This window comes from Pseudomonas sp. TWP3-2 (genome assembly GCF_049897765.1).
Lineage (GTDB): Bacteria > Pseudomonadota > Gammaproteobacteria > Pseudomonadales > Pseudomonadaceae > Aquipseudomonas.
Genome location: NZ_JAFCWW010000016.1, coordinates 29,099 through 43,644, shown reverse-complemented (window position 1 = coordinate 43,644; position 14,546 = coordinate 29,099). Strand labels below are relative to the sequence as shown.

General features: G+C 60.7%; 11 protein-coding genes. 7 read left to right on the top strand and 4 right to left on the bottom strand.

What is annotated here, in order from left to right; genetic code table 11:
• Positions 1–59 precede the first annotated feature (59 nt).
• Positions 60–293 (top strand): hypothetical protein, encoded by a 234-nt coding sequence (locus ACP7EE_RS20715; protein WP_420649180.1) that lies wholly within the window; start codon positions 60–62, stop codon positions 291–293.
• A 220-nt stretch (positions 294–513) separates the two neighbouring features.
• On the opposite strand, the gene ACP7EE_RS20710 is transcribed toward ACP7EE_RS20715, so the two are convergent.
• The 4 genes from ACP7EE_RS20710 to ACP7EE_RS20695 all read right to left on the bottom strand — a co-directional run bounded on the left by ACP7EE_RS20710 (position 514) and on the right by ACP7EE_RS20695 (position 5,666).
• On the bottom strand, positions 514–1,590 hold the full coding sequence (locus ACP7EE_RS20710; protein ID WP_426236344.1) for an SMP-30/gluconolactonase/LRE family protein: 1,077 nt from the start codon (positions 1,588–1,590) through the stop codon (positions 514–516).
• The gene (locus ACP7EE_RS20705; protein ID WP_426236342.1) at positions 1,587–2,732 is read right to left on the bottom strand and encodes a sterol desaturase/SRPBCC family protein; all 1,146 of its coding nucleotides are present in this window, start codon (positions 2,730–2,732) and stop codon (positions 1,587–1,589) included. The genes ACP7EE_RS20710 and ACP7EE_RS20705 overlap by 4 nt, the downstream gene beginning before the upstream one ends.
• Before the next feature lie 111 nt (positions 2,733–2,843).
• Entirely contained in the window at positions 2,844–3,707 is an 864-nt protein-coding gene (locus ACP7EE_RS20700; protein ID WP_426236340.1) for a LysR family transcriptional regulator, read from the bottom strand.
• Between the two features lie 240 nt (positions 3,708–3,947).
• Positions 3,948–5,666 (bottom strand): enoyl-CoA hydratase-related protein, encoded by a 1,719-nt coding sequence (locus ACP7EE_RS20695; RefSeq protein WP_426236338.1) that lies wholly within the window; start codon positions 5,664–5,666, stop codon positions 3,948–3,950.
• 294 nt (positions 5,667–5,960) lie between these two features.
• On the opposite strand from ACP7EE_RS20695, the gene ACP7EE_RS20690 reads away from it, so the two are divergent.
• The 6 genes from ACP7EE_RS20690 (at position 5,961) to ACP7EE_RS20665 (ending at position 14,448) form a co-directional block, all read left to right on the top strand.
• A complete protein-coding gene (locus ACP7EE_RS20690) occupies positions 5,961–6,470 on the top strand; it encodes a sigma-70 family RNA polymerase sigma factor (RefSeq protein ID WP_426205822.1) in 510 nt (169 codons plus the stop codon).
• Positions 6,467–7,417, top strand: a complete 951-nt coding sequence (locus ACP7EE_RS20685) for a FecR domain-containing protein (RefSeq protein WP_426236336.1) — start codon at positions 6,467–6,469, stop codon at positions 7,415–7,417. The genes ACP7EE_RS20690 and ACP7EE_RS20685 overlap by 4 nt, the downstream gene beginning before the upstream one ends.
• Positions 7,418–7,508: 91 nt before the next feature.
• A complete protein-coding gene (locus ACP7EE_RS20680) occupies positions 7,509–10,430 on the top strand; it encodes a TonB-dependent receptor domain-containing protein (RefSeq protein ID WP_426236334.1) in 2,922 nt (973 codons plus the stop codon).
• A 38-nt stretch (positions 10,431–10,468) separates the two neighbouring features.
• A complete protein-coding gene (locus ACP7EE_RS20675; protein ID WP_426236331.1) occupies positions 10,469–11,176 on the top strand; it encodes an antitoxin Xre/MbcA/ParS toxin-binding domain-containing protein in 708 nt (235 codons plus the stop codon).
• A complete protein-coding gene (locus ACP7EE_RS20670; protein WP_426236329.1) occupies positions 11,173–11,676 on the top strand; it encodes an RES family NAD+ phosphorylase in 504 nt (167 codons plus the stop codon). The genes ACP7EE_RS20675 and ACP7EE_RS20670 overlap by 4 nt, the downstream gene beginning before the upstream one ends.
• A 117-nt stretch (positions 11,677–11,793) precedes the next feature.
• Positions 11,794–14,448, top strand: coding sequence for a TonB-dependent receptor (locus tag ACP7EE_RS20665; protein ID WP_426236327.1), 2,655 nt, complete (start codon positions 11,794–11,796; stop codon positions 14,446–14,448).
• The last annotated feature ends 98 nt before the right edge of the window (positions 14,449–14,546 follow it).

Here is a 14,546-nt window from a genome sequence, read left to right as displayed (position 1 = left end):
CATAGGTGGCTGGCGCAATCGAGCGCGTTGGCCACCCGATCAACTGACGGAGGTGTCACATGCCGGTTCCCCATGACCTGTTTCAGGACTTGAGTTGCACGAAGGAAGAGATCCAGCAAAAACGCACCCAGGATCCACGACTGGATTCATTGCTCAACAAGTATTCCGAGGCCGACAAGAACGTCGTCGACGCCGAGAACGCCAAATCCGATGATGACGCGCTGAAAAAGCTCAAAGAGAAACGCCTGACGGTGAAGAACGAAATCGTCGAGCGATTGCAGGCTCAGGCCTGACCGCTGATTGATCCGCCGACCATCGGTGGCGAATTGATTGGAACGGCCCGCAATAACGGCACCTCGAATGTTCAGAGTCCGAAATTCTCGACTCCTTGCGAGGTGCCTCATGCTCCCACAGTGGTGGAGGTGCAACTCAAGTTTTGTATCCACCACAAGAAACTGTGGGAGCGGGCTTGCCCGCGATGGCGCCAGTCAACTCAACACAGAATCACCGGGTTCACTTCAGAGCACCAGCCAACGGCACCCGCGCCATATGCGTAGCCTTCAAAGACCCCAGATACAACCAGTCGCCATACTCACGAACAGTCGTGATCGGCGAATAATTGCCCTCGCCAGCGTCCTGCAGATTGGCAATCACCTTGCCCTGCAAATCCAGCCCCAACACAAACCCGCGCTTTTCCAGCGGTTTCGGCAACACGGTCATCGCCCGCACGATCATCTTGCGTACGAATGGATGCCCGGCCGTGCGATCCAGCAACGCGTTACGCGGCGTATACAGTGCCACCCAAAACCGGTCTCGACCATTGAACGCAAGGTTGTCCGGCAGCCCCGGCAGGTTGTCGATGAACAGATCTTGCGTCCCGGCTTTCGGCCCGGTCAGCCAATAGCGGCTGATGCGGTAGGCGCCGGTTTCGTTGACCAGCACATAAGCGTCCTCGGGGCCGAGGGTCACGCCGTTGGCGAACTCCAGCTTGTCCAGCAAGACCTTGGTTTTGCCGGTCTGAAAGTCGTAGCGCAGCAGTCGCCCGTCGCCGCCATGCTCGATGATAGCTTCGCCGTCATGCCCGTAACCCCAACGGCTCGATGCATCGCTGAAGTAGGCGTAATGACCGGGCTTGTCGATGGCCACATCATCGGTGAAACCGAACGGCACGCCATCGGCCTCTTTGGTCAATGCGATGACCTGGCCTTGGGCGTCGAGCGACAGCAAGCCTTTGACCCCGTCGGCGATCACCAGCAAACCGTTGGGATGCCGGGCCATGCCCAGCGGTCGCCCGCCAGTGTCGGCGAGCACTTTGCGTTGCGTGCCGTCAAGGCTGGTTTGCAGCACCCGGCCGTCATGCAAGCCGGTGATCAGCAAATCGCCTTCCAGCAGCAGCGCTTCCGGGCCTTCGATATCGCTGGGGCCGACCTTGGTCGCAGCCTTGAGCAGTTGATTTTCGGCATAAATGCCATCGGTCAGTGACGGCGCCGCTTGCGGCGTCCAGGCCACCGGCTCGACTTTGCTCGGCATCAGCAGCAGAAACCCCAGAATCACTACGAGCAGCAGCACCCATCCATGGCGTAATTTCATGCGCTGGCTCTCGCGCAGGCCAGATGCTGCGCCGCCATCTCGCGCAAGGCCAGCATCGACGCGCTGGATTCGCGCTCAATGCGCGTTTTCAGCAGCAGTCGATTGGCAATGCGCATCGTCAGTCCGTCGAATTGATAATCCAGCGTGCGCACGAATCGCGTGCCGCCGGCCTCGGCCGAACATTCGTAAGTCAGCAGCAGCGACAAGCCATGATCGCCTCTGGCCCGCGCGCACCAGCGGCGGCCGGGCAGATATTCGCTGACTTCCCAGCGCAAATGCCCATCGCGGCCACCGGCACGGATGTCTTCTTCGAAACGCGCGCCGGCATGCAGCGGGCCGGCGGGGCCGTCGATCTTCAGTGACGACGGATGCCACTGCGGCCAGCAACTGACGCTGGCGGCGTAAGCGAGCACGGCGGTCGGCTCGCCGGCGATGTCGATCTGGTGCTGCATGCGCGTCATGGGGGGTCTCGACAGGTTCAGGGGGGCGGGTTCCGGTTCCCAATACAGGGTGCCGAACAGGTAGTCCATCAGCGGGAAAACAATATTGAAGTTGCGCTCCTGCATGCACTCGCGCCGGTGATGCAGCTCGTGCAAACGACGCATCTGGCGAATCCACGGCAGGCGCGTCAGCGGGTTCTGCGGCGGCAGATGCTCACAGGCGTGAAACACCTCGTAAGTCAGGTAGCCAAGCACCATACAGCCGCCGAACAGCCCGGCTACATTGGCATTGACCTGCGCGAGCAGCCACCACAGCGGCAGGGTGATGACCAGTGTGTGCAGCACAATCAGCCACGCCGGGAACAGAATCACCCGCCAGTCGCGCGCACTGTCGTAGGTCATGTGACCGGGGGTGAAGAAGCTGTGATGGTCGCCGGCATGGCGCGCATAGAACAGTTTGGCGAAGGACTTCTTGTGATGGCCGAGATGGCGATGCACCACGTACACGCCGAAGTTGAACAACAGCAGAGTCAGCGGCACAGTCAGCCATTCCAGCGCCCGCACTTGCTGCACGCTGCTCCAGAACCCGCCAATCGCCAGCGCCCCGAACAGCAGCACGAACACGCCGTGCAGCCACGGGTTGTAGCGCGGATGGATCGCCGCGCGGTAGCGGCTGCGAAATGCCTCGGTGGTCTGCCTCACTGCGCTCACCTGCGGAGATTGTTGTTATCCCGGCAGAGTAGCCGATCCGCTCATTTGTGCAGGACCAACCTTGAGGCCAGCAGTGCCATAGTCCGGTTTGTGGCGACCGGATCAGCTCAGCGGATTCCAGCGCTGCGACCAGTCGTCATCGGTCTTGATCACCTCGCGCAGCAGATCGAACGCCTGTTGCAGGATCGCCGAATCACGGTCTCGGGAGTAGACGAGGTAGGTCGGGTAGCCGAATTCCGGGGCTTTGGTGACAGTTTCCAGTGCGCCGCTTTCCAGATAAGTGCGCACGACACGGGTACGAAAATAGCCGCTGCCGCCGTTCTCCAGAATGTATTGCAGGGCCAGCGGGCCGAGGTTGAAGCTCAAGGCTGCCTTGGCTTTTTCCGGCATTGCGGCGTCGTGCTGACGACGGAAGTCCGGGCCCCAGTCGATGTACACGTAGGGATCGGGACGATTCGGGGTTCGAACCAGAATCAGTTTCTCTTCCAGCACTTGCTCGACCTGCAGGCCCGGCCAGTATTCCGGCTGATACACCAGCGCTGCATCGAGTACGCCGAGTTCGAGCTGACGCAGCAGGTTTTCGCCGTCGCGCACTTCCATGCGCAGGGCGTGGCTGGGGATTTTTTCGCGCAGTTCGGCGGCCCAACTGAGCATCAACGGGTTGCACAGACTGACTTCGCCGCCGATGTGCAGCACGTTGTCGTAGCCCTCGGGCAGCGGCAGATCACGGCGTGCGGCTTCCCAGGTCTGTACCAACTGAGTGGCGTAGACCACGAACGCTTCGCCGTTGGGCGTCAGACGCGCGCCGGCACGGTTGCGCACGAACAGCGTGCTGCCTAACTGGCTTTCGAGTTTCTGCACCCGCGCGGTGATCGCGGTCTGGGTGACGAAGAGCTTTTCGGCGGCGGCGGCGAGGCTGCCGTGGCGGACGATTTCGAGGAAGGTGCGGGCGAGGTCGATGTCCATGGGGGCGGGCCGGTGTCTGGGGGTTGGGCATTGTAGGGCAAAAGCACCCTCACCCTAGCCCTCTCCCGGGGGGAGAGGGGACCGATCCGGGGATATTGAAGATTTACACCGACTTGAACGCTTGGCTCTGAATCCATAATCGACCGGTTTTCTCAGGTCGATGCATGGCGCAAGACACTTCGGTCGGTTCCCTCTCCCTTGGGAGAGGGCTAGGGTGAGGGGAAAAACTGCCACCGCCGATTAACTGGCCAACTCGGTCACATCCACCCGCGCCCAATCCTCCACCAACCGCGCCGGCGTCCCGCACACCTTGCGCTTGTGAACAAAGTGCCGGCACTTCTCGGCGAATTGATTGCGGTTGTACAGCATGTCCTCCTGCATCTCTTGCAGCTCGGCTTCCCGGCATTGCTCGATCAACGCCTGATCGACCCGCGTCTTGCGCTCGCGCACCGGCGCATACGTCGGGTCAGTCAACACCCCATTCGCCCGTTGCAGCAGCCACAAGGCAAACTCATCCGGGCAACGCGGGCCGATTTCCTGAACCATGCCCAGCAGTTGCGCCTGACTGGCACTCACTGGCAGACACGCCTGGGTCAACTGCTCGGCCATCACCGGGCCGACCGCGCGTGGCAGGCTGTAGGTCCAGTATTCCGAACCGTACAAGCCCATGCTCTTGTAGTGCGGGTTGAGCACGATATCGGCCCGGGCCAGCACGATGTCCGCGGCCAGCGCGAGCATCACGCCGCCAGCGCCGGCATTGCCGGTCACACCACTGACCACCAGTTGCCGCGCACTCAGCAGCTCTGCGCATACGTCGTCAATCGCCTGAATATTCGCCCAGGCTTCAGCACCCGGATCCTGCGCCGCTTGAATCACATTCAGATGTACGCCGTTGGAAAAGCTGCCACGCCCGCCCTTGATCAGCAGCACCTGGGTGTCGCGGGATTTGGCCCAGCGCAGCGCGTCAACCATGCGCCGGCATTGCTCGGTGCTCATGGCGCCGTTGTAGAACTCGAAGGTCAACTCACCGACCTTGCCGGATTCGCGATAGCGGATCGGTTGATACGCCTCGTCGCTGAACGGCTGACTGGCGATCGACCAGTCCAACACCGGCACGCCACACAAATGCCCGGCCAACACATGCCGCGCCGGTTGCTTGAAAGTTTCTTCGCCGGGTTGCGGTTTGCGCCGCAGTGAGCCGATCCACAGGCTGTGATCCCCGGTCGCCACCAGCACTGCATCGTCATGCACCGCGAGAATTTCGCCGGGCATGCCGGTGCGCTGATCAAGATGCGCGTCGTACAGGTAATACTGCCCGCCCGCGAGACTCGCCAGCACGCCCGGCTGACCATCCGCCGCATCGATGCAACGTTTGATGAAGCGCGAGCAGTCGTGCCAGCTGAAGCTGCGGTCATCCTGCTTCATGTTCGCCTGCAAACGTCCGCGCACTTTGGGATCGGTGTAATCGAGCGCCACCGGTACGAAGCCGTCGACAAACTTCTCTACCACTTCACGAATGCACAGCATCGCCGCGTCACTGACCCGGCCGTTGTACAGCTCGGATTTACGCAGACCCGACGGCAGATTGAATTCACAGGTCGCCCAGACCGGGCCAGCGTCCATTTCTTCCACGGCTTGCAGGGCGGTGACGCCCCAGCTTGGCAGTTCGCGGGTGATCGCCCAGTCCAGTGCGCTCGCGCCACGATCACCGACGATGCCCGGGTGGATGATCACCACCGGCCGCTGGGTGTTGCTCCACAACGCATGCGGCACGCGGTCCTTGAGGAACGGGCAGATCACCAGATCGGCGCCGCTGTGTTCAATCTGTTCGCACACCGAGGCTTCGTCGGTGAACAGCACCACGCTCGGCGAGTGTCCGGCCTGGCGCAGTTCCAGCCAGGCGCGTTGGGTCAGGCCGTTGAACGCCGAGGCCAGCAGAATAATGTTGAGTGGTCGCATGTTTGCTCTTCCTTGAGTGGGTCCGCCGCAGGCTCCGATGAGCCGTCCGTGGCATTCGATGGAAGCGCAAGGTTAGAGAGTGGCGCCGGGCGCGCCAGTGATCGAAGTCAACGTTGTGTCAGTCCATGTTTCCCCGGCGACGAGGTGCATTATTCTCAAAAGTTTGCTTATCCTGATTTTTTATTACTTCAAATGTCTGCATGGGTATTGCACAGTCGCCCTCTGACTTTGCCGGACGATCCCGGCAGTACCATGGATTTTCGCAGCGGGTGGAGCCCGTTCAGGGAGCAGGGCATGGGTGGCAGTCATAACCCGCATTACCAGGTCATCGGGCAGATGTTCCAAAAGGACTACCGATGGTTGTGCGCTGCGGTCAGCCGTACCCTCGGTTGCCCGCACAGTGCGCAGGACATTGCTTCGGAAACCTTTCTCAGGGTCTTGGCGTTGCCCGACCCGTTGGCCATTCGCGAGCCACGGGCGTTGCTAACCACCATTGCGCGGCGTCTGGTCTACGAAGGCTGGCGTCGGCAGGATCTGGAGCGCGCCTATCTGCAAAGCCTGGCACTGGCGCCGGAACCGGTGCATCCGTCACCGGAGGAACGCGCACTGGTCATCGAAGCGTTGCTGGCGGTGGATCGCTTGCTCAACGGCTTGTCGGCGAAGGCCAAAGCGGCGTTTCTCTATCATCAACTCGATGGCCTGACCTACAGCGAAATCGGCGAACGGCTCGGCGTGTCCACCAGCCGCGTGCAGCAATACATGGTCGAAGCGTTCAAGCGCTGCTATCAGGCGATGCAGGCATGAGGCCCGATGAAACGCTGATCGATGAGGCGGCGCAGTGGATGGCGCTGCTGCAATCGGGCGATGTCAGCCTGCAGGAGCGTGCGGCGTTCGACGCCTGGCGTGCGGCCGATCCTCGCCATCAGCAGATCATTGAACAGATGGCTGGCGGGTTGAATCTGCTGCGTCAATCGAACCTGCGCGGTGTATCCCGCGAGAGTCTGCTGCACAGCCTCAACGCACCTTCTTCGAGTCGCCGCCGGTTTATCAGTGGCAGTTTGAGCGTGCTGGGGATTGCCGTGCTCGCTGGCCTGCTGGGGCGGCGTTACGGCTGGCTGCCGGAGGCGGGTGAACTCGCGACCGGCACCGGCGAGCGCCGTGAATTTGCGCTGGAGGACGGCAGCACCGTGACCCTGAATGCGCGCAGCCGCGTGGTGCCGCGCTTCGACAACATCGAGCGCTTGCTGGAGTTGCGCAGCGGCGAACTGCTGGTCGATGTGGCGAAGAATCTGAGCCGGCCGTTTGTGGTTGAAACCGGGCACGGGCGGATGCGCGCACTCGGCACCCGATTTCTGGTGCAGCGCGGGGAGAATTCCACGCGTTTGGTGATGCTGCATTCGCAAGTCGAAGTGGTCACCGCCAGCGGCGCGCGGCAAGTGGTGGAAGCGGGCGAAAGCCTGGTGTTCGACGGGCAGACCATCCTCGCGCTGGGGCGCAGCAAAGGTCAGGACAGTGCCTGGGTGCAAGGGCGACTGGAAGTGCGTGACCGCCCGTTGAGCGAAGTCATCGACAGCCTGCGCAGCTACCGGCGCGGCATCATCCATGTAAGCCCGGATGTCGCCGGACTGCGCCTCAGCGGCCTGTATCCGCTGGACGACAGTGACCGCACTTTGCAGTTGCTGGAGCGCTCGCTGCCGATCCGCGTGACCTTCCACAATCCGTACTGGGTCAGCATCGAAACACGGTTATAGATTCATAACTACTCGGACTATTGCTCGCTCTATAAAAAGCGCCGGCCCGCTGCTCATTCCCTGCAGACGCCTTCAACAGGGAAGCCCCTCGATGTTCTCATTCAAACAACCATTACCTGGACTGACACTCGCTGCCGCACTGGTCATGGGAGTAGTTTCTATGCCTGTGCTCGCGCAGGAAACCATTGCTCAGGTGTACAGCTTCGACATCGCCAGCGGCGCGCTCGACGAGGTGCTGCTGGACATTTCGCGCCAGACCGGTGTGCCGATTTCCTTCAGCCAGAATCTGGTGCAAGGCAAACGCAGCAGCGCGGTGCGCGGGGCGTTGGGCAGTCACCAGGCGGTGGAAAAAGCCTTGCTCGGCAGCGGCCTGCAAGTCGAGCAAAGTGCCCAGGGGTTGAGTGTCAGGGAAGCCGAGGCGCCGACCGTTGTTCCGGCCAAAGCCACCGTTGTGGCACCGGTCACCAGCGCCGATTACCGCATGGAAAAAGTCACCGTCACGGGTTCGCGCATCGCCCGCGCGCAAAGCGACGGCGCGACCCCGGTCACCGTCATTACCCACGAAGAAATGCAGGCGCGCGGCTACAAGAATGTATACGACGCGCTCGCCACGCAGACGCAAAATACCGGCATGACCCAGGGCGAAGACTACGGCAACACCTGGCAACCGGCGGCCAGTGCCCTCAACCTGCGCGGCCTCGGCCCCAATCACACGCTGGTGCTGATCAACGGCCGGCGCGTGGCGGATTACCCGACGCCATACGACGGCAAGGTCAACTTCACCAATCTGGCGAACATTCCCTCGGCAATCATCGAGCGCATCGAAGTGCTCAGCAGCGGCGCCTCGGCCATCTACGGTTCGGATGCGATTGCCGGGGTGGTCAACATCATCCTCAAGGACAAAATCACTGGCGTCGACGTCAACCTCAAGGGCGGCACCAGTGAGCGCGGAGGTGGCGACAACCAGCGTTTGCAGATCAGTGGTGGCGGCAGTTGGGGGGATTTTGACGGCTTGTTTGGCATGGAACTGACCAACCGCGACCCGATCTGGGCCGATGATCGTGGCTTCATGCAAAGCGGCCCGTTGGCGGATGTCGGCTATCGACGCGATCTGAGCAACAGCCGCTACCTAGGCCCCGGCTGCGGCGCCTATCAGGGCACCTTCGACAACAAACTGGTCAACAGCGCTGGCCGCTGCCGCACCGATCAGATGTACAACGATTACTGGACGGTGCAAACGCAAAAGGAAAACTACGACGGCTACAGCCGAGGCACCTGGCATTTCAGCGACAGCGGCCAGGTGTTCGCCGACCTGATGTATGGCCTCGATCACATTCAGAACAACACCCGTGGTCCGACCTTCACCTCGCCGGATTTCATCAATCAGAACAGCGGTAATCTCGAGCGCTGGTACCGGCGGTTCGGCGAAGAAGAAATCGGCGGGCGCACCAGCAATAACAGCAAGTGGCGCGATACGTCGTGGACTGGCACTTTGGGGCTTTCGGACAAGATCGCCGACACTGGCTGGAACTACGAACTGGCGGCCAACCGCTCGGAGTACAAGAGCGTGCGCACCACGCGCTATACGCCTTTGTCCTCGATTGAGGATTTCTACCTCGGCCCGCAACTCGGCACCCGCGGTGGCTATCCGGTGTTCGCCCCGGACGCCTCGCGGCTTGACCGACCGTTGACGCCGCAGGAATGGCAGCAGTTTCGCGGCAATCAAACCCAGACCAGCAAATCGGTCTCGACCAGCTATAACGCCTCGGTCAACGGCGAATTGTTTGATCTGCCGGCCGGCCCGGTCGGATTCGCCGGCGTGCTGGAAGCGGGGAAACAGGAATACCGCATCGACCCGGACGACGGTCTTAATAACGGCACCTTCTATGGCTTGAGTCCGGCGCGAAGCTCCGGCGGCTCGCGCAAGCGTTATGCGGCGGGCGGAGAGTTCAGCATCCCGGTGACTGACACTGTGTTGGCGACCGCAGCGGGACGTTGGGATCAGTACAAATTCAGCGGCCGCACCGAGCAGCAGAAAACCTACAACCTCGGCCTCGAATGGCGCCCGCTCACCAGCCTGTTGTTGCGCGGCAGTTACGGCACCAGTTTCCGTGCGCCGGATCTGAACTACATCTATCAGTCCGACAGCAACGGCTACTACCCGGCGCAAATCGACTACTACGGTTGCAGTCAGGGGGTGGAGGGTGCCTGTGATCGGAGTCGCGTCGACTACACGCAAAGCGGCACGGCCAATCTGGAGTCCGAACGCGGCAAATCCTGGACCTATGGTTTCGTCTGGTCGCCGTCACGCAACTTCGATTTCTCCACGGATTTCTGGCGGGTCGAGATTGACGACCTGCTGACCACCGTCGATGAAAATCGTCTGTTGCAGCAAGAGAACGAGTGCCGCAATGGCACGCAGGACATTACTTCGGCCAACTGCCAATCGACCCTCGCGCGCGTCGACCGTAATGCGGGCAACACGGCCATCGACCCGAATCAGTTGCAGCGCGTGCGGGTCAACGCGATCAACGCTGCCAGCGAGCGGGTCAGCGGCCTCGATTTCAAGAGCAACATCCGCTGGGGCGCCGGCCAGTACGGCGCGTTCAGTTCGACGCTGGGCTACACCCTGGTGCTCTCGCATTTCTACAAGGAATCCGAAGAAGCGCCGACTCAAGACTGGCGTACCTCGCGTACCAACTACGACTGGCGCAGCAAGGTCAACGCCAGCCTGACCTGGGATTACCAGAAGGCCACGGCGACCTTGATGGGCATTCGTTATGGTTCGGTCACCAACGGCGCGGGCGATGGGCGTCTGTCGCCGTGGACGGTGTTCAACGCCAGCGCGCGCTACAAGCTCAACGATCGGGCAAGCGTCGGGTTGACCGTGAACAATGTGCTCAATCAGATCAAGCACGATGACTCGGCAGGCTGGCCGTATTACCCGACCGGCAACTATGACCCCTACGGCCGGCAGTGGTGGCTGGATGTGAGTTATCACTTCGGCAGTTGAGCGAATGGATCCGTTAAGAGGCGTCCTACGGAAAACAGATGGTTTTGCGTAAAAACGCCGATATTTCCGACGACTTTTTCAGGTTGGCTGTCGGAATCGCTGTCTATAGCATCGTCTGTGACATGAAGTCGCCGAGCGGCTTGATCGCTCGCAAATCAGACAATGGATGGATTATGCGAATCCCACATCTCGAGAATGAACCTGCTTTTTATCCCCCTCGTGATTCCTGGCGCGTCAATCGCGCCAGATGCCCAACGGAGGGTATCGCGATGCCGCAAACAAGAGCGCCCCGGCTGTCGGGGCTGAAAAAGGTCGAAGGCAAACCTGTGGAGGTGTTGCTGCACGGCCGGGAATGGGATCGAGACACCATGTACATCATCCGCTACACGCGGGAAGGTTTCGATCTGCGCGACGTGGTCAACATGATTTCAACGTCTGAGCTTTATCGGGAGAGCGAGCTTGTGCAGCTCATCACCGGGAAGTCCGTCAGAACCGTGCGGCGTTTGCTTAACAGCGGCGAGCCAACGCGCCTGAGCCGCCAACAGAGCATGATCGCCTTTCAATATGCGCACGCGCTGGAGTCCGCTACCGAGGTGTTCCACGATCAGGCGCGCGCCGAGGAGTGGTTGAACAAGGCCACCAAATGGCTGAACGGTTACAGGCCGGTGGAATTGATTGAAAGCTCGTTAGGTTACGAGTCGGTCGATTCATACCTGCACCGAATGAAATACGGGGTCTATCAATGAACCCGTTACCTTGGGACGACCGCTGGTATGCATGGCGCCTGGATCCTGAGATTTATCGGTGTACGTGGGACAGCGGTATCGGTTCAGAACTCAGGGGCGGCCGATGGAACCGGCCCGGTCGGCGCGTCGTGTATGCGTCGGTTGATCCATCCACGGCCATTCTGGAAGTGGCGGCTCATGAGAGTTTTGATGAGCTGGATAAAATGCCCCATGTGCTGACGTGCTTTGAGGTGACCAGCGAGGCAGTCGTCAGGATTGTGCAACCGGAAGAGGTGCCGAACCCTTATTGGCTCAGTCCGGCAAAGGCTTCGCGCAACCAGCAAGACTTCGCCGACGCCTTGCTCGCCGAACACCCGTTTGTACTGATTCCATCGGCGGCCACCCAGCACTCATGGAATTTACTGGTGAGCTGCGACTTGGCGCAGGGCCAGTTCAAAATGGTCTCGCAGGAGCGATTCGGGCTGGATACGCGGCTGCTGAGGGACATGGAATTGGTCTGAGTGTTATCGAACGCCTTTTTGCATAACCTCATCACCCAACGGTCTAACTGACGCCCTATAAAACCCGATCCGTCATCACACATCCCTGCATAAACCAAAACGCAGGGATGGCTGTTCATGATTCGATTTTCACCCGTCAAATCCCCTTTGAGCCTGGCCTTGCTGCTGGCGATCAACACCTTGTCGGCGATGGCCGCCGAGAGCACTGCAACCGAGCCGACCACCCAGTTGCAACGGATTGAAGTCACCGGCACAGCAATCCGCCGGGTTGATGCCGAGACAGCGGTGCCGGTTACCATTCTGCGGGTAGAAGAGTTGCGCAAGCAGGGTGTGAGTACCACTGAAGAACTGGTCAGTCGTATCTCTGCCAACCAGTCATCGGTCGGCTCTGGCCGTTCGGTGGGCTCGAGCAGTGGCGGGGCATCGTACGCGGATTTGCGCGGCATCGGTCCGAACAAAACCCTGGTGCTGCTTAACGGACGACGCTTGAGCAACAACGCCACTAACGCGATCAACGGCTCGGGCGTCGATCTGAATACCATTCCGTTCGCCGCCATCGACCGGGTCGAAGTGCTGCGTGACGGCGCTTCGGCGTTGTACGGCACTGACGCGATTGGCGGGGTGATCAATTTCATCACCAAGACCAGCCTCACCGAAGGTCAGATCAGCACCAACTACGACACGCCAACGCATTCCGGTGGCGGAGAAAGCCGCAATTTCAGCGGTAGCTGGGGCTTTGGTGATTTGCAGGACGATCGCTTCAACGTGTTTGGCGTGGTCAGTTACGACAAGCAGAATCGGCTGGCCGCCGATGATCGCGGCTACACCTACAACTACCAACCGAGTCGCGGCCTCGATTACACCTCCGGTACTGCTTCGCCGGCCAACTGGAGCCAGGGCAGCAACGCCACCAACCCGCTCGCCGGTTCTGGTTGCAACGCCCCGGGATTACAGTCGCGCAACGGCATCTGCCGTCAGAGCCTGTGGAATTATCTCGATCTGGTGCCGGAAACCGAGAAGACTTCAGCCTTCGCCAAAGCCACCGGCAAGCTTTCGGACGATCACAACGTCAGCCTCGAATACTTCTGGGCACGTAACGAAAATCGCACGCAGATCGGTCCCGGCACCCTGATGGGCAATCAGGTCAACCCCGGCACCGCGTTCTATCCCGGCAACGGTATCACCCCCGGTCCAAGCGGCTTCGCCCTCGATCCGACGCAACCGGTCGACGTCAACTGGCGCGAAACCACTGTCGGTGCCCGTCAACATGAAGACGACAACACCGGCCAGCGCCTGCTGCTGAGTTTCGACGGCAGCCTGGTTGGCTGGGATTACAACGTCGGCGCTTCGTATAACCAGAACAAAGTCACCAACGCGATCAGCAGCGGTTACGTCAACGACCGCGCGATCAGCCAGGGCATCGCCAACGGTGTGATCAACCCGTTCGGCCCGCAGACCGCGGCCGGTTCCGCTTTGCTCACCGCGAATGCGGTGGATGGCGACTACGCCACAGCAGTGGGTCGAGTCAAAGCCATCGACGGCCGCGTCAGCCGCGAGATTGGCGACTGGTTCGGCGCCGGCCCTTCGGCATTGGCACTGGGCGGCGAATACCGCAAGGAAGACTTCCATCAGGACTTCGCTGCGTTTGCCGGTGATGTGCAGAGTTTGGGAGTTGACCCGAATGGCAGTGTGGCGGGGGATCGCAGCGTCTCGGCTGAGTACGCCGAGGTCAACGTGCCGGTGCTCGACAGCCTCGAACTGTCAGCCGCCGTGCGTCACGATAAATACAGCGACTTTGGCAGCACAACCAACCCGAAATACTCGTTCCGCTTTCAGCCATTCAAGGAGTTGGTGGTACGTGGCGCTTACAGCGAAGGCTTCCGCGCACCGTCGTTGTATGAACTGTACAACCCGACTTTCACCTCGTTCACCAATGCCAACTACAACGACCCGCGCCTGTGTGCCGGTGGCAATCCGAGCAACGGCGGAATCGCCAACCGCGACTGCGCGCAGCAGTTCAACCGCAGCAGCGGCGGCAATACTGATCTGAGCCCGGAAACCGCGCGCAACGTCACCCTCGGTTTCGTCTATCAGCCGTTCAATCGCCTGACGGCGGGCCTGGATTTCTGGTGGATCGACATTGCCAACCAGATCGCCGAATTCCCCGAATCGGCCGTTTTCGAGAATCCGGAACTGTACCCGGAGCGCCTGATCCGCAAGCCTGATGGCTCGATCGATCACGTGGTCACGGGCTTGGCCAACCTCGGCAAGATCAAGACCAACGGCGTCGACGTCAGCTTCGACTATCGCCTGCCAAGCACTTCATTCGGCGATTTCGGCATCGGTCTGCAAGGCACTTACGTGACTCGCTATGACTATCAGCAACAGCAAAAGGGCGACTACATCGACAAGCTTGGTGACTTCCGTGGCGGCGACTTTTCCTCGGCCGGCGCGGTTGCTCGCTGGCGCCACAGCCTGACCGGTAGCTGGACCTACGGCGCGTACGGCGCCAGCCTGACCAATCGCTACACCAGCGGATATCACGACTCGGATCGCGACACCAACAACTACGTCGGCTCCTACAACGTCTGGGACCTGGCCGGCACCTACATCTGGCGCAAAACCTTGGGCGTGACCCTCGGCGTGAAGAATCTGTTCGACCGCGAGCCACCGTTCAGCAACCAGACCTACACCTTCCAGAGCGGCTACGACCCGAAGTACGCCGACCCGTTTGGGCGGACGCTGTACACGCGGGTCAATTACAAGTTCTGAGATCGGTTGGTCGGGGCGGGTTCTAGTAACTCATGGTTCTAAAGCCTGCCCTATAAAAATTGCCGGCCTGTTGCACATCACAGGTAGGCAGATGGTTT

Excerpts from the sequence above, each read along its gene's own strand:
- ACP7EE_RS20715 (WP_420649180.1), top strand. The coding sequence starts at position 60 with ATGCCGGTTCCCCATGACCTGTTTCAGGACTTGAGTTGCACGAAGGAA.
- ACP7EE_RS20710 (WP_426236344.1), bottom strand. The coding sequence starts at position 1,590 with ATGAAATTACGCCATGGATGGGTGCTGCTGCTCGTAGTGATTCTGGGG.
- ACP7EE_RS20700 (WP_426236340.1), bottom strand. The coding sequence starts at position 3,707 with ATGGACATCGACCTCGCCCGCACCTTCCTCGAAATCGTCCGCCACGGC.
- ACP7EE_RS20695 (WP_426236338.1), bottom strand. The coding sequence starts at position 5,666 with ATGCGACCACTCAACATTATTCTGCTGGCCTCGGCGTTCAACGGCCTG.
- ACP7EE_RS20690 (WP_426205822.1), top strand. The coding sequence starts at position 5,961 with ATGGGTGGCAGTCATAACCCGCATTACCAGGTCATCGGGCAGATGTTC.
- ACP7EE_RS20685 (WP_426236336.1), top strand. The coding sequence starts at position 6,467 with ATGAGGCCCGATGAAACGCTGATCGATGAGGCGGCGCAGTGGATGGCG.
- ACP7EE_RS20680 (WP_426236334.1), top strand. The coding sequence starts at position 7,509 with ATGTTCTCATTCAAACAACCATTACCTGGACTGACACTCGCTGCCGCA.
- ACP7EE_RS20675 (WP_426236331.1), top strand. The coding sequence starts at position 10,469 with ATGGTTTTGCGTAAAAACGCCGATATTTCCGACGACTTTTTCAGGTTG.
- ACP7EE_RS20670 (WP_426236329.1), top strand. The coding sequence starts at position 11,173 with ATGAACCCGTTACCTTGGGACGACCGCTGGTATGCATGGCGCCTGGAT.
- ACP7EE_RS20665 (WP_426236327.1), top strand. The coding sequence starts at position 11,794 with ATGATTCGATTTTCACCCGTCAAATCCCCTTTGAGCCTGGCCTTGCTG.